The organism is Actinocorallia sp. B10E7 (genome assembly GCF_039871655.1).
Lineage (GTDB): Bacteria > Actinomycetota > Actinomycetes > Streptosporangiales > Streptosporangiaceae > Actinocorallia.
This window is the reverse complement of the sequence record NZ_JBDPLZ010000003.1, coordinates 776,125-799,720: the sequence shown is the minus strand read 5'-3', so window position 1 is coordinate 799,720 and position 23,596 is coordinate 776,125. Positions and strand designations below refer to the sequence as shown.

General features: G+C 71.5%; 20 protein-coding genes. 5 read left to right on the top strand and 15 right to left on the bottom strand.

Annotated features, from left to right (window positions below):
- Positions 1-22: 22 nt before the first annotated feature.
- Positions 23-1,729: a DNA polymerase/3'-5' exonuclease PolX gene (gene polX, locus ABGB12_RS13790; RefSeq protein ID WP_347677659.1), complete on the bottom strand. Its 1,707-nt coding sequence runs from the start codon at positions 1,727-1,729 to the stop codon at positions 23-25.
- 79 nt (positions 1,730-1,808) lie between these two features.
- Here polX and ABGB12_RS13785 point away from each other — a divergent pair, with 79 nt between their 5' ends.
- A complete protein-coding gene (locus tag ABGB12_RS13785) occupies positions 1,809-2,435 on the top strand; it encodes an alpha-ketoglutarate-dependent dioxygenase AlkB (RefSeq protein WP_347677657.1) in 627 nt (208 codons plus the stop codon).
- A 136-nt stretch (positions 2,436-2,571) separates the two neighbouring features.
- On the opposite strand, the gene ABGB12_RS13780 is transcribed toward ABGB12_RS13785, so the two are convergent.
- Complete coding sequence (locus tag ABGB12_RS13780; protein ID WP_347677655.1) at positions 2,572-3,054, bottom strand: hypothetical protein; 483 nt, start codon at positions 3,052-3,054, stop codon at positions 2,572-2,574.
- Positions 3,055-3,205: 151 nt separating this feature from the next.
- Here ABGB12_RS13780 and ABGB12_RS13775 point away from each other — a divergent pair, with 151 nt between their 5' ends.
- Positions 3,206-3,808 carry a Maf family nucleotide pyrophosphatase gene (locus ABGB12_RS13775; protein ID WP_347677653.1) on the top strand — a complete coding sequence of 201 codons (603 nt, stop codon included), beginning with the start codon at positions 3,206-3,208 and terminating at the stop codon, positions 3,806-3,808.
- Positions 3,809-3,889: 81 nt separating this feature from the next.
- Here ABGB12_RS13775 and ABGB12_RS13770 read toward each other — a convergent pair whose 3' ends face one another.
- The 9 genes from ABGB12_RS13770 to ABGB12_RS13730 form a co-directional block, all read right to left on the bottom strand.
- Positions 3,890-4,633: an arylmalonate decarboxylase gene (locus ABGB12_RS13770; RefSeq protein ID WP_347677651.1), complete on the bottom strand. Its 744-nt coding sequence runs from the start codon at positions 4,631-4,633 to the stop codon at positions 3,890-3,892.
- Positions 4,630-5,226 (bottom strand): hypothetical protein, encoded by a 597-nt coding sequence (locus ABGB12_RS13765; protein WP_347677649.1) that lies wholly within the window; start codon positions 5,224-5,226, stop codon positions 4,630-4,632. The genes ABGB12_RS13770 and ABGB12_RS13765 overlap by 4 nt, the downstream gene beginning before the upstream one ends.
- On the bottom strand, positions 5,223-5,975 hold the full coding sequence (locus ABGB12_RS13760) for an SDR family oxidoreductase (protein ID WP_347677648.1): 753 nt from the start codon (positions 5,973-5,975) through the stop codon (positions 5,223-5,225). Before ABGB12_RS13760 ends, ABGB12_RS13765 begins: the two co-directional genes overlap by 4 nt.
- Positions 5,966-6,889: a hypothetical protein gene (locus tag ABGB12_RS13755; RefSeq protein WP_347677646.1), complete on the bottom strand. Its 924-nt coding sequence runs from the start codon at positions 6,887-6,889 to the stop codon at positions 5,966-5,968. The genes ABGB12_RS13760 and ABGB12_RS13755 overlap by 10 nt, the downstream gene beginning before the upstream one ends.
- A complete protein-coding gene (locus ABGB12_RS13750; RefSeq protein ID WP_347677644.1) occupies positions 6,886-7,611 on the bottom strand; it encodes a hypothetical protein in 726 nt (241 codons plus the stop codon). The genes ABGB12_RS13755 and ABGB12_RS13750 overlap by 4 nt, the downstream gene beginning before the upstream one ends.
- A complete protein-coding gene (locus tag ABGB12_RS13745) occupies positions 7,608-8,834 on the bottom strand; it encodes an aromatic ring-hydroxylating dioxygenase subunit alpha (RefSeq protein WP_347677642.1) in 1,227 nt (408 codons plus the stop codon). Before ABGB12_RS13745 ends, ABGB12_RS13750 begins: the two co-directional genes overlap by 4 nt.
- A complete protein-coding gene (locus tag ABGB12_RS13740; protein WP_347677640.1) occupies positions 8,834-9,781 on the bottom strand; it encodes a dienelactone hydrolase family protein in 948 nt (315 codons plus the stop codon). Before ABGB12_RS13740 ends, ABGB12_RS13745 begins: the two co-directional genes overlap by 1 nt.
- Positions 9,778-10,581: an oxidoreductase gene (locus ABGB12_RS13735; protein ID WP_347677638.1), complete on the bottom strand. Its 804-nt coding sequence runs from the start codon at positions 10,579-10,581 to the stop codon at positions 9,778-9,780. The genes ABGB12_RS13740 and ABGB12_RS13735 overlap by 4 nt, the downstream gene beginning before the upstream one ends.
- Before the next feature lie 81 nt (positions 10,582-10,662).
- Entirely contained in the window at positions 10,663-12,276 is a 1,614-nt protein-coding gene (locus ABGB12_RS13730; protein ID WP_347677636.1) for a nitrilase-related carbon-nitrogen hydrolase, read from the bottom strand.
- A 94-nt stretch (positions 12,277-12,370) separates the two neighbouring features.
- Here ABGB12_RS13730 and ABGB12_RS13725 point away from each other — a divergent pair, with 94 nt between their 5' ends.
- The 3 genes from ABGB12_RS13725 (at position 12,371) to ABGB12_RS13715 (ending at position 18,210) form a co-directional block, all read left to right on the top strand.
- A complete protein-coding gene (locus ABGB12_RS13725) occupies positions 12,371-12,646 on the top strand; it encodes a Dabb family protein (protein WP_347677634.1) in 276 nt (91 codons plus the stop codon).
- A 156-nt stretch (positions 12,647-12,802) separates the two neighbouring features.
- Positions 12,803-16,876: a leucine-rich repeat domain-containing protein gene (locus ABGB12_RS13720; protein WP_347677632.1), complete on the top strand. Its 4,074-nt coding sequence runs from the start codon at positions 12,803-12,805 to the stop codon at positions 16,874-16,876.
- A 74-nt stretch (positions 16,877-16,950) separates the two neighbouring features.
- Positions 16,951-18,210, top strand: a complete 1,260-nt coding sequence (locus ABGB12_RS13715; protein WP_347677630.1) for a cytochrome P450 — start codon at positions 16,951-16,953, stop codon at positions 18,208-18,210.
- 31 nt (positions 18,211-18,241) lie between these two features.
- Here ABGB12_RS13715 and ABGB12_RS13710 read toward each other — a convergent pair whose 3' ends face one another.
- From ABGB12_RS13710 to ABGB12_RS13695, 4 genes are read right to left on the bottom strand one after another with little or no spacing between them, the layout of a single operon-like run.
- The gene (locus tag ABGB12_RS13710; RefSeq protein ID WP_347677628.1) at positions 18,242-19,660 is read right to left on the bottom strand and encodes an aldehyde dehydrogenase family protein; all 1,419 of its coding nucleotides are present in this window, start codon (positions 19,658-19,660) and stop codon (positions 18,242-18,244) included.
- Positions 19,657-20,790 carry an NAD(P)/FAD-dependent oxidoreductase gene (locus ABGB12_RS13705; protein WP_347677626.1) on the bottom strand — a complete coding sequence of 378 codons (1,134 nt, stop codon included), beginning with the start codon at positions 20,788-20,790 and terminating at the stop codon, positions 19,657-19,659. The genes ABGB12_RS13710 and ABGB12_RS13705 overlap by 4 nt, the downstream gene beginning before the upstream one ends.
- Positions 20,790-22,247, bottom strand: coding sequence for an aldehyde dehydrogenase (locus ABGB12_RS13700; RefSeq protein ID WP_347677624.1), 1,458 nt, complete (start codon positions 22,245-22,247; stop codon positions 20,790-20,792). The genes ABGB12_RS13705 and ABGB12_RS13700 overlap by 1 nt, the downstream gene beginning before the upstream one ends.
- Positions 22,244-23,512: an acyl-CoA dehydrogenase family protein gene (locus ABGB12_RS13695; RefSeq protein ID WP_347677622.1), complete on the bottom strand. Its 1,269-nt coding sequence runs from the start codon at positions 23,510-23,512 to the stop codon at positions 22,244-22,246. The genes ABGB12_RS13700 and ABGB12_RS13695 overlap by 4 nt, the downstream gene beginning before the upstream one ends.
- Between the last annotated feature and the right edge of the window lie 84 nt (positions 23,513-23,596).

Below are 23,596 nucleotides of genomic sequence, written 5' to 3'. Positions count from 1 at the left end.
CCTCCGGACCCGCCGGCCCCGGTCACGGGCGGGAGGGCGCCCCGCCGCCGTCGAGGAACGCCAGAAGGCGGTCCAGGGGCCAGGTGTTGACGACGTCGTCGGGGGTCAGGGCGGCGCGCTGGGCGATGCCGACGCCGAAGCGGGAGTAGCCCAGGTGGGGGACGGCGTGCGCGTCGCTGTCGATGGAGAACTTCACGCCGTGGTGGCGGGCCAGGCGGACCAGGTCGGAGGGGAGGTCGGCGCGGTCCGGGTAGGAGTCGATCTCCAGGACGGTGCCGGTGCGGGCCGCGGCCTGGAAGACGGCCGGCCAGTCGGCGTCCACCATGGGGCGCTTGCCGATCTTGCGGGTGGTGGGGTGGCCGATGATCTGGACGCCCGGGTTCTCGCAGGCGGCGATGAGCCGCCGGGTCATCTCGTCGCGGGACTGGGTGAAATGGGAATGGACGCTGGCGACCCGGACGTCGAAGCCCTCGAGGACCTCCAGCGGCCAGTCGACCGAGCCGTCCGGGCCGATGTTGAGCTCGGTGCCGTGCAGGAGCCGCATGCGGGGATGGCGCTCCTGCAGGCGGGCGAGGCGCTCGCGCTGGGCGAGGGCCTTCTCCAGGGTCATGCGCTGCATCACCAGGTCGGGCGCGTGGTCGGTGACGGCGTAGTAGGAGTAGCCGCGGGCCGCGGCGGTGGCGACCATGTCCTCCAGGGAGGCGATCCCGTCGGTGAGGTCGGTGTGGCTGTGCAGGTCGCCCCGGAGGTCGTCCAGCTCCACCAGGACGGGGAGCTCGTGGCGGAGGGCCGCCTCGATCTCGCCGCGGTCCTCGCGGAGCGGCGGCGGCACCCACTGCATGCCCAGCGCGGCGTAGACGTCCTTCTCGGTCCGTGCGGCGAGTGTCGCGCCGTCGCCGTCGAACAGGCCGTACTCGGAGAGTTTCCAGCCCCTCTTCGCGGCCAGTTCACGCAGGCGGACATTGTGGTCGGCGCCGCCGGTGAAGTAGAGGAGCGCGGCTCCCCAGGACTCGGCCGCGACCAGCCGGAGGTCGACCTGGAGGCCCTGCCCGGTGCGCACCGAGGTCCTGGCGTCGCCGACGGCCAGGACCTCGGCCACATAGGGCTGGGAGGTGAAGACGCTCATCAGCTCGGCGGGCCCCACCGCCAGGAGGTCCAGGTCGCCGACGGTCTCGCACATGCGGCGCGCCGACCCGGCGACGGCGACGCGCTCGGCTCCCGGCAGCGACTCGATCACCTTCTCGGCGAGCCGGTCCGCCACGCCCAGGTGGACCGGCTCGCCCGCCTGCCGCCGCTCGATCCCGCGCCGGAGGTTCTCGACGGTCTTGGGCCCCATGCCGCGGACGCCGCGCAGCCGCCCCTCGTCGATGGCCCGGGCGAGCGACTCCACCGAGTCGACGCCCAGCTCCCGGTAGAGGAACAGCGCCGTCTTGGGTCCGAGGGAGGGGAGCGTCATCAGCCGCCGCACCCCCTCGGGGATCTTCGCCCGCAGTTCGTCGAGCTGCCGGAAGCTCCCCCTGCCCAGGAACTCCTCGACCTTCGCCGCGATCGCGGAGCCGACCCCCGGCACGTCCCGGGCGTGGCCGGCCCGCAGATCCTCCGGATGCCCCGCGATCGCCTTGGCCGCCCGCTGGTAGCTCCGCACCCGGAAGGCGTCTCCGCCCTCCAGCGCGAACAGGTCGGCGTACTCGCGCAGCGCCTCGGCGACTTCGTCGTTGGCCCTTGCCATACCCCCAGCCTACGATCCGGCCCCGACACTCTCCGGCCGCGCATTCCCGAATCCGAACACCTGTTCGTATAGTGGAGGCATGATCTTCCAAGGATCCCTGCTGGACTGTGGGGGCGAGACCCGTCCCGGACCCCTGGGCGGCACCGTCCACCGCACCCCTCTGGCCCACGGCGCCTGGATCGACCTCCGCCCGGCCTGGGTCTCGGGAGCTGACGACCTCTTCCAGGCCCTGGTCCACGCCGTCCCCTGGCGCGCCGAAAAACGCGTCATGTACGACAAGCTCATCGACGTTCCGCGCCTCACCGCCTTCTACGGCGAGGACGCATCCCTGCCCCACCCCGCCCTGTCCGTCCTTCGGGACGCCCTCTCCGCCCACTACGCCTCCGAGCTGGGTGAGCCCTTCCGCACCGCGGGCCTCTGCCTCTACCGAGACGGCGGGGACGGCGTCGCCTGGCACGGGGACAGGATCGGCAGGGGCCGCACCGAGGACACCATGGTCGCCATCGTCTCCCTGGGCTCGCCCCGCCACCTCCTCCTGCGCCCCGCCGCCGACGGAGGCCCCACCCTCCGCCACGCCCTGGGCCACGGCGACCTCCTCGTCATGGGCGGCTCCTGCCAGCGCACCTGGCTCCACTCCATCCCGAAGACCGCCGCCGCCCGAGGGCCTCGTATCAGTGTGCAGTTCCGCCCGCGCGGTGTCCGCTGACCGGTCCTGCGTTCGGATGCCCCAGGCGTCCCTCGAGGTCCGGAGACGGCCGTCGGGAAGAGCCGCGCACGGCCGCGATCTGAGCGCGGCGCGTCTCCCGCCGCGTCCGAGCGGAGGGCCGCGGCGGCACGCGGCGCTACGCGGGAGGCTCGCCGGAGCGGTCCGGAGGGATGGGGCGCAGCCCCGCGGAGGGGGCTGGAGGAGCGAGGAGGGGCGGGGGTGCCGAGACCGCGCGGGGAGGGGAGAGCAGGCTCTGGATCAGGGGGACGAGGTGAGAGGAGTCCAGGGGGTGGAGGCTCCCGAAGTCGAGTTCCTCGCCTGAACGGGTCGTCACGGAAAGAGACCAGCGCTGCTGGAAGGAGGGCAGGGAGGCGACCGACAGCACTTCGGAGAACACGATCTGGAGCCCCGGCCCGGACCTTCGCGCGGTGTCGGCGCGGAAGCCGAGCAGTCGCCGCCCCGTCACCGCCAGATGGGTGAGCCTGGGAAGGGTCTTCACGGTGGCGACCAGGGCGAGCAGCGGCTCGTCCGGCGCGAGGAAGGGCTGGAGGACGCGCGCCAGCTGGCGGGTCTGGACCGGCCGGAGTCGTGTTCCGGAGTAGAAGTACTCGATGGCCATCGGTTCCTCGGGGGTGGGAGAGATTCTCTTTTGGAGAGGATGGCCGGGAGAGGTGACGGTTCGGCCACGTTAAGTGATCGATTCGGAGACCGCCTGCGGGTGAGATGCTCGGGTTCGCCGGGCGCGACGGTTCGGGCGTGAAGAGGGACCGATGGAGGACGTTGTGCGCAGGGTGGTGCTGGCATCGGCGTCGAAGACGCGGCTCGAGGTGTTGCGGGCGGCGGGGGTGGAGGCCGAGGCGGTCGCCAGCGGGGTGGACGAGGAGGCCGTCGAGGCGGAGTCGGTGCGGGAGCTGGTGGAGGCACTGGCGATCGGCAAGGCGCAGGCCGTCGCGGAGCGGGTGGGGGAGGCGCTCGTCATCGGGTGCGATTCGTTGCTGGAGCTGGAAGGGCGGGGGCTGGGCAAGCCCGAGAGCGCCGATCAGGTCGTGCGGTGGTGGCGGGAGCGGCGGGGGAGGAGAGGGACGCTCTACACCGGTCACTGCCTCATCGATACCGGAAGCGGCCGGCGGGTGAGCGCGGTGGGGGAGACCGCGGTGAGGTTCGGGAGCCCGTCCGATGCGGAGATACGGGCTTACGCCGCGTCGGAGGAGCCGCTGTGGGCGGCGGGGGCCTTCACCATCGACGGGAAGGGCGGCTGGTTCGTGGAGCGGATAGAAGGGGACGCGGGGAACGTGCTGGGGCTTTCGCTTCCGCTGCTGCGAGAGCTGCTGGGAGAACTGGGGATTTCGCCCAGCGAGTTGTGGAGCCGGTGAGCGCCGGGGACGGCCGACGCGGAGAAGGGTCCGGCTGATCGCCCGCAGTGTGGAGGCGGGCGATCGGCCGGATCCCGGGGCTCAGTGCTCGCGCAGAAGCCTTCCCGCGCCTTCGACCCGGTCCTCGATGCCGTTCTCGCGCAGTGCCATCCACCACGTCGCCGCGTTGATCGCGATGGTGGGCAGGCCCAGCCAGCGCTCGGCCTCGTCGGCCAGGCCGACCATGGACAGGTTGGTGCCGCACTGGATCAGCGCGTCCACCTCGCCTTCGGCCAGCTCGCGCAGCGCGCCGCGCAACTCGTCCTCGGTGACGTGGGCGATCGACACCGCCGTCGGGCACTTCAAGCCGATGATCTTGTCGACCTCGAAGCCCAGTTCGTTGAAGAAGAGCCGGACGTTCTCGTCGCCGACCGGCTGGTAGGGGGTGACGACGCCGATGCGCCGCGCCCCGTACAGCTTCAGGGCGCGCTCGCACGCCTCGGCGCCGGTGGCGACCTGCAGGCCGGTCAGGTCGTGGATCTGCTTGATGAACGCGCGGTTGCCCTCGACGCCGCCCCAGAAGGTCTCGGCGGACATGCCCATGACCATGTAGTCGGGCTCGCAGGTCATGACCCGCTCGCAGGCCGCGCCGATCTCGTCGCGGATCTGGTCCAGGAGCCGCTCCATGCCCTCGTCCCCGGCCATGTTCTGGTCGCGGATGTGGATGCGGGAGAAGTGCGAGGTCACCCCGGGGACCGACATGCGGTAGAAGTCGGGCTCGACGATCGTGTTGGTGGAGGGTGCGATGACGCCGAACTTGCGGCGCCAGCCCAGCGCGTCGGTCATGACGGGATCTCCTGCTCTGTCTGCTGTCTTTGGAGGGCGACGAGCCGCCAGGCGGCGATGAGGAACATCGCCTGGCTGACCGTGTTGATGGACTGCTCGAGCCACTGGCGGGCGATGGTCTGCTCACCCGAGCTCAGCGGGCCGAGCGCGTACTGGCCGATGATCCAGACGATGAACAGCTTGTGCCGGCGGCTCAGGATGACGGCCGCGGCGGTGCTGGCCGCGATGGTGAGGATGAGCATCGGCAGGGTGCCGCCGATCGCGAAGGCGGTGCCGAGGCCGGCCATCCAGAGCCCCGCTATGGCGGGGACGGGCACCCGGGGCTCGACGGCCTTGATGAGGACGAGGAAACCCGCGGACAGGAACGGGAACAGCGCCAGCGGCACCATCCACAGATCGACGTCGGTGGTGGCGATGACGGTCTTCCATCCGGCCTTGGCGACCCCGCCCAGGCCCACGAGCAGCGCGGCGATCCTGGCCAGCCTGGTGTCGATGCCGTCCACCCTGGCCAGGAGGAGCGCCCCGGCGGCGGTGAACACCACCGGGACGAAGTCCTCCAGGGCCAGGATGACGGGGTATTCCATCTCGCTCACGCGAACAGGTCCCGCTTGTTGAAGCCCGCCGTGGCGAACCGGAACGCGATCTTCGGCGTGGTCAGCCAGGCGACCCGCCCGCCGTTCTTGACGCCCTTGAGGATGCCCTCGGCCAGGAACGGCGTGACCGTCTCGACCTTGTCGGCGAGGATGTTGAAGATCTTCTTGGCCTTCTCCAGCTCCTCGGGCGTGTACTCCTGGACGAGCAGGTCGGTGACGACCATGCCGGGGGACAGGTGGGCGGCCTTGACCGGGGTGCCCTTCAGCTCCTTGGCCAGACCGTCCGTCACGTAGGTGACGGCCCGCTTGGTGGCGCCGTAGGCGACGAGGCCGGGCATGGTCCGCCCGTCGCTGCCGAAGCCCTCCATGTTCCAGACGGTGCCGAAGCCCTGCTCGAGCATGTGCCTGGCCGCGACGGCGCTGCCGTTGAGCACGCCGAGCAGGTTGGCGTTGACGACGGTCTCGATCTGCTCGGCGGGCAGTTCGGTGAGCGGCTTGCGCGCGGTGGAGACGCCCGCGTTGTTGACCCAGTGGGCGACCGGGCCGAGCGAGGCCGCCTTCTCCCACAGGTTCTTCACCTGGGCGCGGTCGGTCATGTCGCAGACGACGCCGGTCGCGCCGAGCTCGGCGGCCGCCTCGTCGACCCCGCCGCGCCCGCAGATCACGACCTGCGCGCCGCGGGCGATGAGCTCCTTGGCCAGGCCGCGGCCGATGCCGCGGGTCCCGCCGGTCACCACGATCACCGCCATGTCAGCACCCCGTGGATGACGCCCGACAGCGTGTTGCCGTCGAAGACCTCGTAGGTCACCGCGAGCGTCTCGCCCGCGTTCATCCCCGGCGTCGCGTCGATCATGAACTCGCGGCCCTTGATCTTGGTGATGGCGGTGCCGGTCGAGAAGTGAACGCTCGGGAAGTTCGCCCGGCCGAACGCCTGCGCGTTGCCCCAGGCGTCAGGGCCCTCGTAGAACATCCGGGTGCCGTCGCGGCGCTGCTCGACGGTGTAGGACCGCTCGGCCGCGCCGGACCAGGTGACGTGCGCGCGGGTGCGCAGCAGGTCGATCGGCTCCAGTTCCAGCGTGACGGTGACGTCGCCGATCAGCTTCTGGTCGGCGCCCCACAGCTCGCAGACGCCCTCGTACCCGCCGGCCTTCTTCGTCGGCAGGATGAAGGGGACCGGGCCGTTGCGGGTCTCGGCCTCCAGGAAGTCCAGCGGCGGCTCCTCACGGCGCTTGTAGACGCCGTTGAAGCAGCCGACGACCGTCCAGCCCTGGTAGAGGACCGAGGAGTACACCTGGGTCTCGCCGTCCGGCAGGTTGTGGTTCCAGGTGTTGAGGTCCACCTGCCAGCCGGGCCCGTAGTAGTGGGCGTCGACGAACCCGCCGTACGGCTGGCCCGTTCCGAAGAAGTCGGGGCCGGTGTAGACGCGGTCGCTGTCGGAGTCGATGACCCCGAACGCGAACGGGGCGCCCAGCCGGAACCGCCCGGCCAGTTCGCCGCCGCCCTCGAGGCCGCCGTCCATGTAGTACGTGGTGGTGCCGTTCTCGAACACCGACGAGCGCCGGATGTCCTCGTAACCGCACCAGACGCCCTTGTCGTTGAACAGAGACGGCCGGCCGTGCCACTCGCCGGCGATCCGGTTCTGCCATTCGCTGGGTTCGCTCACCCCTGCACCTCGTTGTGGATGAGCTCGGCGCGCATCTTGTCGGAGGCCTCTTGGCCGACGAGCCGGGTGACCCGCTCCCAGACCGGGTCGACCTCGGGGCTGAACAGGTTGGTCCGGTTGGCCCGGTCGCGGGCGGCCAGGTCCGTGTCGGCGAGGGTCGCCAGGACCTCCTGCGGCAGGCCGGACTCCAGCAGCGCCGACCAGTGCGCGAAGTAGTCGTCCACGAACGTGTCGAACGCCTTGAACTGCTCCTCGTCGGCGCGGTTCACCAGCATCCAGGGCGACATCATGGCGTACTGGCGCGGGCCGATCGCGGCGCGCAGCGAGCCGAAGACCTCCTTGGAGCGCTCGAAGACCGGGCTGAGCGGCTCGAAGACGGCGTCGACGTAGGCCAGGTGGGAGGCCAGCTCGGCGCGCGGGACGAGGTCGAGGTGGAAGGCGAGGGTGCCGCCCGCCTCGACGGAGTCCAGGGTGAAGTGGGGCAGCGCCGAGCCGTCCGGGGTGAACGCGAAGATCATGTGGCTGTCCATGCCGATCTGCGGCACGACCAGGCTGATCGTCACGACCTTGGCGAGCTTGGTGCCGGTGCGCACCTCGAGCCGGCCGACGGAGTCGGGGCCCATCGAGCTGAACAGGTCGTCGCCGTAGACGAGCTTGAGGTCCTCCACGCCTTCGAGCTTGGCGAGAGTGCGGTCGAACAGGCTCTTGGGCAGCGAGGTCATGATTCTTCTCCCTTGGTCTCCTCGGCGGCCTTGGCAGCGGCCGCGCGCTCGGCCTCGCCTTCGAGGATGGACTTGTCGACGCGGGGGTGCTCGCCCTTGGCCTTGTGCACCCAGGCGCGGGCGAGCTCGGGGTTGTTCTTGCGGGCGGGCGAGGGGATGACGGTCGCCTCGCGGCGAGGGACGTCGCCCATGATGCGGTCCTCGTCGCCGAGCATCCATCCCTTGTCGGCCAGCTCCTGGCGGCGACGGCGGTAGTGCACCGCGATGAGGTCGGACTTGACGTGCAGTTCGGCGGCCAGGTCGGCCGGCAGCAGCTCGGGCCGGGTGCCGTCCACGACCGGGACGTCCTGCTCGAAGATGCCGTAGATGCGCTTGAGGGCGTTCTTGTCGGCCCAGTCACCGGTGAAGAAGTCGCGCAGCGCCACGAACTTCACCAGCGTGGTGGTCTCGTCGATCGGCACGTTGCTGTCGTAGATGATGATGTTGCCCATGGGCAGCCGCACGTGCAGCTTGATCATGTTCGGCAGCATCCAGCCCGCGCTGGTCTCGACCGGCGGGCGGTCCTTCAGGCCCTCGCTCTTGCCCGACAGCCGTCCCCACAGGCCCTTGGCCTTCGGCGGGTAGAGCTTGACGGTCGCGAACGCCGACCACTCGTCGGGCGTCTCGACCTCGTACTCCTCCACCTCGGGCCGCTCGGGGTTGCCGAACCTGCCGCCGTGGACGAACGGGGTGTGCGCGATGTCGCAGCCGTTCTCCAGGATGCGCTCGTAGTTGGAGTTCCACAGGTACTCGCCGTAGACCGGCTTCCAGCGGCCGCCGTCCTTCTTCAGGTCGTCGAACTCGGGCCAGTGGGGGATCGGGGGACGGTCCTCCTCGGCCAGGTCGCCCATGAAGACCCACACGAAGCCGTACTTCTCGGTGGTCGGGTAGGAGTCGACGCGCGCCTTCTTCGGCATGCCCCGGCCCTCCAGGTTGGCCGGGATCTTCACGCAGGTGCCGTCGGGCACGAACTCCCAGCCGTGGTAAGGGCAGACCATCTTGTCGTCCTTGACCCAGCCGCCGGACAGCGCCGCGCCGCGGTGCGGGCACAGGTCCGACAGGCAGACGACCTCGCCGTCGCGCTTGCGGTACAGGACGAAGTCCTGGCCCAGACACGTGATCTTCTTGGGCTTGCCGGTGATCTGGTCGGACGTCTCGACCGCGTACCAGAAGTTCTTCAGCATCAGTGCTCCCGCAGGGTGACGGAGGGGGGCGGGTTCTTTCGCACCTTCTCCAGGGAATCGGGGTCGCCGTTCAGCCGGGCGCGCAGGAAGGCGATCAACACTTCCAGGTAGGCGGCTCGGCTCTCGGCGGGGTCACGTCCGGGCTCCAGGTCGAGGAAGGCCCGCGCGGCGGTCGGATCGACGGGGTCGGCGACCGCGAAGTGGTTGGCGCCTTCCAGGACGGCGAACAGGTGGCCCTCACCGGGCAGCGCCTCGTCGAAGGTCCTGGTGACGGGGTCGGCGAAGCCGTCCTGGCCGTACCGGTCACTGCTGCCCATGATCACGCCGTCGCGGGTGCCGACGGCCAGGAACACGGGGCATTCGACCTGGGCGGGCAGCACGGTGCCGGCGGGCCAGCCGAGCATGGTCGCCACCATGGTGTGGGTGCCGAATCCGAAGGCGGCCCGCACACCGGGGAAGAAGCGCGCGGACTGCAGCACGACGGTCCCGCCGGCGGAGTGCCCGCCGAGGGCGACGCGGTCGAAGTCCAGCGCGTCCTTCAGCAGGTCGATCTCGCGCAGCGCGTCGAGGATCGCGGGGATGGTCGGGCAGGTCGGCCGGGTGCCGTAGGCGTCGGGCCGGGCGGCGTCCAGGTCGACGCCGCAGGTCAGCCCGTACTGGCCGCCGAACAGCTCGGCGACGCGGTCGAACGTCACCACCGCGTATCCGGCCTCGGCGATCCCGACGGCCAGGGAACGATAGGAGTCCTGGGCGACGTTGACGCCGGAGCAGAGCACCACGATCGGGTGCCTGCCGGGGGCCGGCGGGAAGACGCCGGTGAGGCGCTCGGCGTCGGTGCCCTCGGCGTGGGCGGGGTAGTAGACCTTGAGGTGGGCGGTGTCGAACGGCGGCTCGCCCTGCGTGCGAGCCGACCACCACAGGGAGCGGATCAGGGGAGCGGTCGTCACGGGCGCGGCAGTTCCCGGTCGCCGCCCCACAGGGCGCGGACGAGCTTGCCGGTGAGTTCCTCGCCGAAGTAGCGCACGCCCATGGAGTTGGCGGGGTCGCGGTCGGCGATGTTGCGGCGGATCCTCAGGTCGATCTCGCGCTGCGCCTCGCGCTCGGACTCCGGCACCTCCTCGGCCTCGTCGACCCAGGTCAGCCAGCGGTCGACGTGGTTGTGCATCCAGTCGCTGACGGCCTGGAAGTTCTCCTGTGACCACTTGAAGGAGTAGCACTGGGCGGTGGGGGAGAGGCTGGTGCGGATGAACGCCGAGGGGCTGGTGAACCACTCGAAGTCGGGGTGGTCGGCCTGGAACTTCAGCCAGTCGTCGTTGACCGGCGCGTAGTACTTGTCGTAGTAGTCGTCTTCGATGACCAGGCTGACCCGGGGCACCGAGTCGCAGTAGAACCAGCCCTCGGGCCACAGCAGCAGGGCGATGCCCAGGTGGGGGACGCGCACCTGGGGGCCGAGCCAGACGGTCAGGTGCAGGTTGACGAAGCTGGCGCCGGGGTTGCCGAGCCAGGAGTGCACCATCCAGTCGATCTCGGGGCCGCTGTAGGCGGCGACTTTTCCGCCCGGCCCGTCCGGGTAGGTCCCGTAGGACTCCAGCTCCTCCGTGGAGGGGTCGCGGGTGGTCTCGAACCGGGCGTCGATCTTCGCCTTCAGCGCCTCGAGCAGACCCTGGTACTTCCCGAACGCTTCCGTCACGTCGACGACGGGCGAACTGTCGAGCATCTGCTCGACGTTCCGGATGGTCTCACTCATCGATTTTTCCGTCCTGGTTCGCTAGAGGAAACGCTGTTTCCATTTTTGGATTCGGGGGTGCCGCTGTCAACGGCCGCGCTGTTACGGTGCGGTTTCCTTCAGGGTGCCCAGGGAGCGCCAGGCGCGCCCGTTGACCAGGTCGGTGTTCTTGGACACGAGCCGGTTGACGGCCTGGGCGGGGTGCACGGTGCCGACGGTGACCCCGTGGCCGGCCTCGGTGACGATCGGGTGGCTGATCCGGCCGGTGAACGGGCCCTCCCAGGCCGTCCAGAGGGTGAAGTCGCCGGTCAGGTCGAGGATCAGGCCGCCTTCGGTCCAGGCGGAGACGACGTTCAGCCGGTTCTCCGCGGACCGCTCGGGAAGTCCCAGGGAGGTCTCCCAGTCCTCGCCCGCGGCGCGCGGCACCGCCACCACGTCGGCGTCGGCGATCGCGGCCAGCCGGAAGGCCTCCACCACCACGGAGTCGTCGCCGACGACCAGCGCGAGCCGGCCGAAGGGAAGCTCGAAGACCTCGACGCCGGAGCCGAGCCGGGCGACCCACGGCAGCCGCTCCGTCCGGTGCAGTTGGAGCTGGACGCCCGCCTCGCCCTCGGCCGAGACGACCAGGCCCGCGTGGGCGTCGCCGTCGCGGACGCTGGTGACGGCGTATCCGCCGGTGCCCACCAGGGCCTTGGCCAGCGCCTCCGCGACCTCCGCACGTCCGGTCTCGCCGAAGGCCAGCTCCGGCAGGACGATGAGCTCGGCGCCCGCCGCGGCGGCCTCGGCCACCCCGGGCAGAGGGTCGTCGGCCGCCACGACGGCGACCCGGCACCCCTCGGCCCCGGGGGGAGCGGTGCGCTCCCGCGGTTCGGAGGCGATCGGCCGGTACAGCTCGGGCCTGCGCATCGCGAGGATGCCGGTGCCGTCCGGGCGGGTCTTCACGTCGGCCAGGGAGACGTCGATGTCGGCGACGACCACGGCCTCGCCGGAGCGCGGGCCCTTGGCGACGACGGTGCCGTCGGGGGCGACGATCTGGCTCTCGCCCGCGCCGTGCACCTGCTCCGGCGGGACGCCCAGCCGCTCGGCGATGGCGGGGGTGAGGGCCTCGGGCAGCAGCGGGCCGACCTTGTTGGCGGCCACCACCCACACCTTGTTCTCGGCGGCCCGGACGGGGATGTGCAGGCTCGCCTCGTCGGTGGCGAACGAGTTCAGGCTGTTGAGCAGCAGCTGCGCGCCGCGCAGGGTGAGGTCCCGGCAGACGTCGGAGGTGACGCCCTCCATGCAGGCGTACAGGCCGATCCGGCCGATCGGGGTGTCGATGACCGGGCCGGGCTCCTCGCCGGGGTCCATGTGGTCGCCCTCGGCGCCCATGAGGGTGAGCTTGTCCGAGTGGCCGAGCAGGCTCCCGTCCGGCCCGTACAGCAGGCTGGTGGCCGTGGTGCGGCCGTTCTCGCGGGCGAGGGTGACGTTCAGCTTCACGTACGCGCCGTGCCGCGCGGCCCGCCCGGCGATGGCGCCGAGGAACCCGCCGTCCAGGGTGCAGGCCCGCCGGTGCGCTGTTTCCCGACTGTTATACCAGGACAAATGATTGCAAAACTCCGGTAGAACAATGAGGTCAGCGCCTTCGGCGGCGGCCGCGTCGATCATCCGCAGGCAGGTGGCGAGGTTGGCGGTGATGTCCTCGCCCGCCGCGAACTGTACCGCTGCGACCCGCATGTTCGTGCCTCCTGGTTCCTCTAGCGAAACACTGTTTCCAAAACATACAATCAGTGCCGCTGGATGGGAAGAGATTTCACGTCGGGAGAGCGCCATGTTGACCCACATCGTCCTGATGAAGTTCACCGATCCGGAGCGCGCCCCGGAGGCCAAGGGGAAACTGGAGGCCCTCGGCCCGGTCGTCGACGAGATCCGGAAGATCACGGTCGGTCTGGACGTGGTGCGCGGCGAGGTCTCCTACGACCTGGTCCTGATCACCGAGCACGAGTCCCTGGAGGAGCTGAAGGCCTACCAGGGCCACCCGGCCCATCTGGAGGTCGCCGGCTGGCTCCGCCCCCTCCTGTCCGCCCGCGCGACCGTCGACTTCTGACCCGTCCCCGCGAAGGCCGCCGCACCGCCCGGGGCGGCGGCCTTCGCGCCGAGGATGTGCCGGGAGGAGTGGTTGCAGGTCCGGAAAAGGAGCTGCGGGGCGAAAAAGCCGGTCAATAGGGTGATCCGAGCGATATGGGGAGCTCGGGGAGTGCATATGACGGGGGCAGAGGTCGGCCGGACGATCGCCAGGACGCGGATCGCCGAGGAGAGGATCGCCGAGTGCCTGTGTGAGGGATCGACGGCGCTCGACCTGGCGGGACTGGAGCTGGAGAAGGTGCCCGCGAGCATCGGGGCCCTCGTCCAGCTGACCGACCTGGACCTGAGCGGCAACAGGCTGACCTATCTGCCCAAGCCGATGCGGCACCTCACGGCCCTGCGGCGGCTGCGCCTGAGGCGCAACCTGCTGACCCTGCTGCCGGACCACCTGCGGAGCCTCACCGCGCTCACCTGGCTCGACCTGGACCACAACCTGCTCGGCCTCCCGCCCGAGTGGCTCGGCGAACTCACCGCGCTCACCACGCTCATCCTGAGCGACAACAGGCTGATAGCCCTGCCGGAGTCGGTGGGGAACCTGACCGCCCTCACCCGGCTCGACCTGAGCGGGAACCGGTTGACCTCCCTGCCGGAGTCGATGGGGAACCTGTCCGGCCTCACCGAGCTGGACCTGCACAAGAACCACCTGGCCTCCCTGCCCGAATCGATAGGGAACCTGTCAGGCCTCACCGAGCTGGACCTGTACGGCAACCGGTTGACGTCCCTGCCGGAATCGGTGGGAGACCTCACCGCCCTTCCCGAACTGAGGCTGGGATTCAACCTGCTGGTCTCCTTGCCGGAGTCGATAGGGAACCTGTCAGGCCTCACCGAGCTGAACCTGTCCGGCAACCGGCTGGTCTCCTTGCCGGAGTCGGTGGGGAACCTGTCCGGTCTCACCGAGCTGAACCTGAGCAGGAACCAGTTGGTCTCCCTGCCCGAGTCGACAGGGAGGCTCACCCGTCTCATCTCGCTGGAACTGGGCGACAACCGGCTGGTCTCCCTGCCGGAGTCGATAGGGAACCTGTCAGGCCTCACCGAGCTGAACCTGTCCGGCAACCACCTGGTCTCACTGCCGGAGTCGATAGGGAGACTGACCGGCCTCACCAGACTGGAACTGCGCGGCAACCGGCTGACGTCCCTGCCGGAGTCGATAGGGAACCTCACCGGCCTCACCTGGCTCACCCTGTACGGCGGCAACCGGCTGGTCTCCCTGCCGGAGTCGGTGGGCGATCTCACCTCTCTCTACCGGCTCGTCCTGAGCGGCAACCGGCTGGCCTCACTGCCGGAGTCGATAGGGAGACTGACCCGTCTCACCGAGCTGAACGTGAGCGGCAACCGGCTGAGCTCACTGCCGGAGTCGGTGGGGAACCTCACCGTTCTCCACCGGCTCGATCTGAGCGACAACGAGCTGACCGCTCTGCCGGAGTCGGTGGGGAACCTCGCCGTCTCCCACATCGACCTGCGGAACAACCTGCTCACCTGTCTCCCCGAGTCGATCGGCGCCCTCACCCGGCTGACCCGGCTGGACCTGCGCGGCAACCGGCTGACGTCCCTGCCGGAGACGCTGGGACGGCTGACCGGCCTCACCGGCCTCTACCTGGCCGGCAACCTGCTGACCACGCTCCCCGAATCCCTGGGAGGGCTCACCGGGCTCACCGAGCTCTCGGCGAAGGACAACGGGCTGGCCGCGCTGCCGGAGTCGCTGGGGGACCTCACCGCTCTCGAAGAGCTCGACCTGGCCGGCAACCGGCTGACCTCCCTGCCGGAATCCGTGGGGAGGCTCACCGCGCTCCGGCGGCTCGACCTGAGTGACAACGAGCTGACCGCTCTGCCCGCGTCGCTGGGGGATCTTCCCGAGCTCTCCACACTCGATCTGCGCGGTAACGGGCTGACCGCCTCGCCCGGACGGCGGAGGGAGCTCTCCGCCGCCGAGGCCGCGCTGCACGAGCTGCGTGCCCGGCTCCGGCGGCTGCACGACGGCGGGGGCGGGCCGGACATGCGGGAGCTGGCCCGCCGGATCAACGAGCGGCTGAAGACGGAGGGGGCGATCGGGCCTTCCACCGCGCACACGGTGCTGTACTGCCGCATCCTGCCGTCCTGGGAGCAGGTGGAGCTGCTGGCGCGGGCGCTGGACGCCGACGCCGGGCCGTTGCGTCCGGTGTGGGAGGCGGCCTACGAGGCCTCGCCCGAACGAGCCGTGGCGGAGGGGCTGTACCGGCCTCTGGGCGGCGACCCCCTCACCGGGCGCGGCCCCGTGCCGAAGGGGGCGGAATCGCGGCTGTGGGATCCGGCCGTCGGCGCGTACCAGATCGTCAGGAACGGCGGTATCAGCGACTGCGGGGAGGTCCGCGCGCTGGCCTTCCACCCCGACGGCGACCTCCTGGCCACCGCGGACCTCAAGGGGTCGGTGCGGTTGTGGGACCCGGCCACGTGCCGGCCCACCACCGGCCCCCTCACCGGCCACACGGGCTCCGTCACCCGGCTGCTCTTCCACCCCCGCAGCCATCTGCTCGTGTCCGCGGGCGAGGACGGGACGGCGAGGGTGTGGAACCCCGCCACCGGCGATCTCGTCGGCGCTCCCTTCACCCGGCATGAGAGCGGCATCGCGGATCTCGCCTTCCACCCCGGAGGCCGCCTGCTGGCCACCGCCGGGAACGACGGAACGGTGTGGCTGTGGGACCCGGCCACGGGCGAGCCCGCCGCAGGACCCCTCGCCTGCCACACCGAGCGGCTGTGGGCGCTGGCCTTCCACTCCGGGGGCGGGCTGCTCACCGCGGGCAGCGACGGAGGCGAGCCGGGCGCGCTGATACGGCTGAGAGACCTGGCCACGGGGGAGACGGACACCCGGGTCCTGGCCGAGCAGACGGGCCGCGTCACCGGAGCGCTCTTCAACCCCGACGCCGACCGGCTCGCCGTTCTGGCCGGCGACTCGCCCAGCTCGTTCGAGGTCCGCACGGTGCGGCTGTGGGAGACGGACACCGGCAGGCCCGCCGCCGAACCGTTCCTCTCCGCCGCCAGGAGAGCCCAGGCGCTGGCCTTCCACCCGGACGGAGGGCTGCTGGCCGTCGGCGGCTGGCATGTGAGCAGCCTCTCGGCCAGAGCGCAGGTGTGGGACCCGGACACCGGCTCCCACCGGTCCCCGGACCCGGGCGCACTGGACCAGCCCTCCGACGGCGTCCAGGCGCTGGCCTTCCACCCGGACGGCCATCTCCTGGCCACCGGCATCGAACGCCACGGGGACGGGGAGACCTGGCTGTGGTGCACCGTCGCCGAGCCGGTCGGCACCCCGCTGCCGCACCGGACCCCCTGGGTGCGCACGGCGGTCTTCCACCCCGACGGCGGCCTGCTGGCCACCGCGGGCTCCCTGGGACCGGTGCGCTTCTGGGACCCGGCCACGGGCGACTCCAGGGACGTCCCCGGCTCCGAGGGCGCCCTGGAGGTGGCCTTCCACCCCGGAGGAAGGCTGTACGCGGCCGTCGAGACGGACGAGACCGGCGGCGGAACGGTGTGCCTGCGCGACCTGGCCACCGGTGAACCCGTCGGCGTCCCCCTCCCCGGGTATGACCTGACGGAACACGTGAGGCTGGCCTTCCACCCCGGCGGACGCCTGCTGGCCACCACCGACTGCGCCAGAAGCGACTACACCGGCATGGTGTGGCTGTGGGACCCGTTCACCGGGGAACTCCTGCACGTCCTGCCCACGGGCCGCGCCGAACGCCTCGTCTTCCAGCCCGGAGGAGACCTGCTCGCCGTGGCCGGCGCCGGGGTGACGTTGTGGGACCCGTTCACCGGTGAACTCGTCCGCGACTCCCTCACCGGCCCCCGCAGCCACTATGGACAGGAGGTGGCGGCCTTCAGCCCGGACGGCCGGCTGCTCGCCACCGCTCCCGGCTACTCCGAAGACGGGGTGTGGCTGTGGGACCCGTCCACCGGTGAACGCGTCGGAGAGCCCCTCGCCGTCAGGGAGGGGTACTCGGCGACCAGCGCGGCCTTCCACCCCGACGGCGGCCTGCTGGCCGTCGGCTACCACGACGGCGGGGTGTGGCTGTGGGATCCGTCCACCGGTGAACGCCTCGGCGCCCCTCTCACCGGGCACGGTCGCCAGGTCAACGACCTGGCCTTCCACCCGGACGGCCGTCTGCTGGTCGGCGCAGGGGACGACGGGACGGCACGACTGTGGATCCGGGCGTCCTGAAGGTCAGGAAAAGGTTCCCGTTCCTTTCCAGAGCCGTAGTTGACCCTCCGTGACGGTCTTCGCACGGTGGAATCATGACCGCACAGGCGACGACGGTGACCGATCCGGTGGCGGAGGGGCTGTTCACCGGTCTCTTCCTCGATCCTCCGGACGACCCCTATCCGCAGTACCGGAGACTGCGCGAGACGGCGCCGGCGCTGCTCGCCTCGGACGGCACGCTGGTGATCTCCCGCTACGCCGACTGCGACGCGGCGCTGCGGCACCGGGCGCTCGGCAAGGGCGAAGAGCGGCTGGGGTTCACCGGGCCGGACGGGCCGAGCCCAGAGGAGCTGAGGCAGGCCAGGGAGCGCTTCGGGCACAGCATGCTGAACGCCAACCCGCCCGAGCACACCCGGCTGCGCAGGGCCGTCGCCCCGGCCTTCACCCACCGGCACGTGGACGAGCTGCGGCCCGCCGTCGAACGTCGCACGGACACGCTGCTGGCCGAGCTGGCGGCCCGCTCCGAGCCGGACGGCGCCGACTTCGTGGAACTCCTCGCCCTGCCCCTGCCCGTCAACGTCATCTCCGACCTCCTGGGCGTCCCGGAGACGGACCGGACCGCCTTCACCGCCAAGGTCCGCACCATGCTGGCGATGATGGAGGCGAGCACCGGGGCCGAGGGGTTCCGGTCCGCCATCGCCGCGCGGGACGAGCTCGGCGGTTACTTCGCCGACCTGCTCGCCGTCAAGGGCGCCCGCCCGGAGAACGATCTGCTGTCCCGCCTGGCCGCGGCCCCGGCGGACGCCCGGCTGTCGCCGGACGAGATGATCGCCACCGCGCTGCTGCTGTTCAGCGCCGGGTTCGTGACCACGACCAACCTGCTGGGCAACGCCCTGCACCTCCTGCTGGACCTCCCGGACCAGCAGTCCGTTCTGCGCGAGGACCCCTCCCGCGTCCCCGCGGCGGTCGAGGAGTTCCTGCGCTACGACTCCCCCGTGCAGATCGACGCGCGCACCGTCCTGGAGCCCGTCGAGCTCGCGGGCGTGGGCCTGCGGCCGGGCCAGGTCGTCGTGACGGTGATCGGCGCGGCCAACCGCGACCCCGAGGTGACCGAGGAGCCCGACCGCCTGGACCTCACCCGGCCCGAGCCGGTGCACCTGTCCTTCGCGTCAGGCATCCATTTCTGCCTGGGCGCGCACCTCGCCAGGCTGGAGGCCGGGATCGTCCTGGAGCGCCTCTTCTGCGGCGAGTACGCCTCGGTGGAGCGCGCGGGGGAGGCCGTACGGCAGCCCGGCCCGCCGCTGCGCGGCATGAAGCGCCTGCCCGTCACGTTGCGGAGGGCTCCCGGCCGGTGAGGCGCCGGACGGGAGCCCCCGGCCACGGCGCCTATACGGGATAGGCCGCCGCGGCCATGCCCGCGCCGCCCGCGCGGAAGGCCGCGGGCGCGTGCACGGAACACGTCTGGGCGTACTCCAGGATTCCCTCGTCGCCGTACTCGCGGCCGTGGCCGGAGCGCTTGACCCCGCCGAACGGGGCGCGCAGCGCCATCCCGGTGCGGCCATGGGTGTTGACGAAGGTGAAGCCGGCCTCGAAGCGCCGGGCGAAGTCGAACGCCCGCTCCTCGTCGGCCGACCACACCGAGGCGCCCAGACCCAGCTCGCCGGCGTTGGCGCGGGCCAGGACCTCCTCGGTGCCGGAGTAGGTGAGCAGGGGGACCACCGGGCCGAACTGCTCGTCCGCGACGACGGGGGAGGCGTCGTCGAGGCCGGTGAGCAGGGTGGGCCGGACATAGTGGCCACGGCTCGGGTCGCAGGCGACCCGGCCGAGCCGCACCGCCTCGCCCACGGAGATCAGTCCCCGGATCCGCTCGGCGGCCTGCGCGGTGATGACAGGCCCGACGGTGGTCGTCTCCTCCAGCGGGTCGCCGAGCACGACGACCCGTTCGGCGGCCTTCACATAGGCGTCGCGGAACTCCGCCTCCCGCGCCGCGGGGACGTAGAGCCGCTTGGCGGCCATGCAGACCTGCCCGGCGCTCTGGAAGGAGCCCATCACCAGGCGGTCCATCGCGGCGTCGGTGAACTCGGCGTCCGGCAGGAACACCGCCGGGTCGTTGCCGCCCAGCTCCAGCACGGCCGGAGTGATCATCTGACCGGCCAGGGCGCCGATCGCGCGTCCAGCCGCCTCGCCACCGGTGAAGGCGACCTTGCGCACGAGCGGGTGCCCGACCAGCGCGGCGCCCGTCTCGGCCTCTCCGTGCACCACCTTGACCAGCTCGGAAGGGAACAAGGCGAGCAGCCGGGAGACGGCCAGCGGGGCCAGCGGCGAGGGCTTGACCACGACGGTGTTGCCGGACGCCAGCGCCGGGCCGACCTTGAGCATGGTCAGGATGATCGGCGCGTTCCACGGGGTGATCGCCGCGACCACCCCGTACGGCCGCCGCCGCAGCAGCAGCCGCCCGGACGCGTCGTCGGTCTCCACGTCCGCCAGGACCTCGGGAGCCCGCTCGGCGACCCAGCGCAGGAAGACCGCGGAGAAGCGGATCTCCCCCCGGCAGTCGCCGAGCGGTTTGCCGCTCTCCCCGGCCAGCAGGACCGCCGCCTCCTCGTTCAGGGAGGCGTCCTCGAAGGCGGCGGCCGCCCGCCGGAGCACCTCGACCCGTTCGGCGACCGGGGTCAGGGCCCAGGAGCGCTGCGCCGCGTCCGCGGCCCGGACCGCCTCGTCGACGTCCGCGGCCTCCGCGACGGGCACCCGCCCGACCAGCTCACCCAGCCGGGCGGGGTTCTCCCGTTCGAGCCACACGCTCACCCCGCCCTCCCGGGCTCCGGAGCGCGCAGCGAGGCGATCATCGACGTCCTCAGCAGGTGCTGCCGGGCCTGGACGGGGTCGGCCGCCAGAGCGCGCAGCCCCGCCTTGTGGGACTCGGGGTCGCGCAGCTGCTCCCAGTTGGAGTGGGTGATCTTCTGCACGAACGACGCGGCGACGTCCCGGCGGCGCTCGCACGCCAGGTCCAGGGCCTCATCGTCGCCCAGCGCCGCGGCGACGGCGAAGGCGTCATGGATTCCGCTGTTGAGGCCCATGCCGCCGAGCGGGTTGTTGACGTGGGCGGCGTCGCCCACCAGCACCACCCGTCCCGTGCGGAACCGGGAGGCGACGCGCTGGTGGACCCGGTAGAGGGTCGCGTGCGCGACCTTCCACTCGACGTCGACGACGCCGCGCAGCCGCTCGGGCAGCCGGGCGAGTTCCACGTCGTCGGGGGTGTCGTCCGGGGTGGGGAACAGCACCCGCCAGTGGTCCGGCGTGCGCAGCAGGACCAGCCACTCCTCGGGGTCGAAGACGTAGTTGACCGCGGCGATGCCGGGGATCAGCGTCTCCAGTTCCTCCTCGGTGGAGGCGACCAGGAACCGTTCGGGGTAGGTGATGCCCTCGAACGGGACGCCGAGCTCCTTGCGGACCCGCGAATGCGCGCCGTCCGCGCCGATCAGCCAGTCGCCCGTGTGGACGGAGCCGTCCTCGGTGGTGACCGTGACGCCCCCGTCGTCCTGGACGACGCCGGTGACCGCGGAGCCGAAGACGACGTCGCCGCCGTCGGCCCGCAGCAGGTCGAGCAGGATCGGCGTGAGCTTGCTCTGCTCGCACTGCACCCGGTAGGGGTACGGCGTGTCGTTCTCCAGCAGCCGCAGGTCGAGTTCGGCGACGACGCCGCCCCTGCGCTCGCGGTACTGGAAGGTGTGCGACACCAGGCCCCTGGCCATCAGCGCGTCGAGCGCGCCGAGCTCGGCCAGCATCTCCAGCGTCGGCGGATGGTAGGTGGAGGCCCTGGACTCGGCGGCCAGCTCGTCGCCGGCCTCCAGCACCCTCACCTCGAACCCGCGGCGGGCCAGCGCCACCGCGGTGGTCAGCCCGACCGGGCCCGCTCCGGCCACCAGGACCCGCATCACGCCTCCCGGGAGTGCAGGGCGAAGCCGTTCTCCACGCCCACGACCCTGGGGTTGGTGAAGAAGCGCAGCGTCTCGGCGGTGCCCTCCTCGCCCAGGCCCGAGTGGCCCCAGGCCGGGCGCGGGGCGAACAGGTGCAGGCTCATGATGCTGGACCCGTTCACCTTCACCTCGCCCGCGCGGATCCGGCGGGCGACGGCCAGCGCCTGCCCGGTGTCGGCGCCGAACACGTACGCCTCGAGCCCGTAGACGGTGCCGTTGGCCAGCGCCACGGCCTCGTCGACCGAGGTGTAGGGGTGGACGGTCGCGACCGGGCCGAAGATCTCCTCCACGGCCCGCTCGGCGGGGACGCCGGTGACCAGCGCCGGAGCCAGGTGGTTGGTGCCCTCGGGGACCTTCGTGCCGGTGTGCGCGGTGCCGCCGAGCGCGTCCCGCTGGGAGGCGACGAGGTCCCGGTGCCGGGAGTGCACCAGCGGCCCGTAGTCGGTGTCCTCCGACAGCGGGTCGCCCGCCTTGAGGGTGCCCAGCCGCGCGACGACCGCGGCGACGAGCTCCTCCTCCATCTCGGCGGGCACGATCAGCCGGCCGAGCGCCCGGCACCACTGGCCGTTGAGCGTGGTCAGCAGGTCGACGACACCGCGGGCCGCGACGTCGACGTCGGAGTCGGCCAGCACCACCAGAGGGTTGTTGCCGCCCAGCTCCAGCTGCGCCGGCTTGTGCCCGGTGGCGCAGGCGGCGGCGATGGCCTGCCCGCCCTTGGCGCCGCCGGTGAAGGAGACAGCGCGGACCCGCGGGTCGTTGACCATCGTCCCGCCGACGCCGGGGCCGCCGTGCAGGAACTGGAAGACCCCGTCCGGGACGCCCTGGGCGCGCAGCGCCTCGTCGATGACCTCGGCCATCAGCTGGCTGCCGTAGGGGGCGTACTCGCTGGCCTTGTACAGCACGGGGCAGCCGGCCGCCAGCGCGTTGGCGATCTTGTGTGCGCCGGTGGGCGCCGGCGCGTTCCAGGCGGTCAGGCACAACGCCGGTCCCCAGGGCAGCAGCTCCACCTCGGTGAGGTTGCCGTCCTCGCGCTCCAGCGTTCGGGTCAGCCAGCCCTCGCGCAGCTGCCCGGCGGCCAGCAGGAACGAGCCGGTGACGATCATGCCGAGCGGCAGGGTCTGCCGGATCGGCACGCCGGTGGCGAACGACTCCAGCGCGGCGATCTCGGCGACCTTCGGCTCGAGCGCCGCCGCGACGGCCTCCAGGATCGAGGCGCGCTCGGAGACGGAGGTCGCGGCCCACCGCCCGGCCACGGCGTCCGCCGCGGCCAGGGCCTGCTCCACCCGCTCGGCGGAGCTGGCGGCGGCGGGACCGAGCGCCTCGCCGGTGGCGGGGTTCTCCAGGATCAGGTCGAGGGCGTCGCCGGCTGGTTCCCACGTTCCGGCGACGAGGTCGCGGGGTTCGGGGACCTTCACGAGTTCACGCTCGCGAACAACTCGTTCTCCTTGTCCTGGGTGATCATCGACGCGGCCTCCAGTCTGCCGCGCTCGGCCGGGAAGGTCATCACCAGAGCCATCGCGAGGTCGCGCAGGGTGCGGCCGATGACGCCGTCCATGGTGGCGGCGGAGGTGCCGCAGGCCTTGAGCGCGCCGAGCGCGACCTGGAAGCAGGCCTCGGAGATGTCGCCCTTGGCGATGCGCCACTGCTTGTAGACCTCGGACTTGGGCAGGAGCGGAGGCTCGGAGGTCTCCAGCTCGATCTGCCGGCGGATCCACAGGTAGGCGGTCTCCAGGCGCTCGGCCATGTTGCCGATGATGACCTGGTGCATGGGGGAGCTGGCGATGGTCTTGCCGGTGTCGGCGAAGGTCTTGCCGGTGGTGCGCTCCAGCGCGTAGTCGTAGACGTTCTGGGCGGCGCCCAGGTAGGTGGCCATGATGGCCAGCTGGTTGCCCACGAAGCTGCCGCGGCTCATCTGCAGCATCTTCACGAACGAGCCGGGCACGGTCAGGGAGTCCTCGGCGGGGACGAAGACGTTCTCCATGATGATGCCGTCGTTGGCGGAGGCGCGCATGCCCAGGCCGTTCCACTTGGGCCGGTTGGTGACGCCCTCGTAGTCGCGGCCGACCAGGAACAGGGCCAGGCCGTCGGCGTCGGTGGTGCCGTCGACCTTGGCGGTGACCAGGTAGTAGTCGGCGACGCCGGTGGCGCAGCCGAAGGACTTGACGCCGCTCAGGGACCAGCCTCCCTCGACGGGGGAGGCGACGGTGGCGATGGCGATGTTGGCGCTGGAGCTCTTGACCTCCTCGGAGGCGAAGTTGGCCAGCCAGGTGCCCCCGGCCATCTTGGTGAGCAGGCGGCGGGCGAAGGCGTCGACGACCGGGACCTCGTCGGCGGAGAACAGGCCGGCCTCGATGGCCTCCAGCGGCAGCAGGCCGCGCGAGGCGCTGGTGTTGTGGAAGAAGTAGGCCAGCGCGGTGGAAGGGCAGGCCGAGCCGAGGGTGAAGGTCGCCCCGGCCAGGTCGCGCAGTCCGCCGCCCAGTCCGCCGAACTCCTCGGGGATGATCAGGCCGAGCAGCCCGGCCTCGCGCATCAGCGCGATGTGGCCGATGGGGAACTCCCCTGTCTCGTCGGCCTTGGCGGCGGCCTCGCGCAGCGCGGGCAGCACGGACTCCACACGCTCCATCCGGGCGCGTTCGGCGTCGGTGAGCTTGGTCAGCAGCCGTTCGGCGATCAGTGTCATCGGAACTCCTCGAGCATGGGGACCCCCGGCTTCACCCGGGGGAGGGATCGCAGATATGTACGGCGGTCGGCGGGAGGCCCCGGC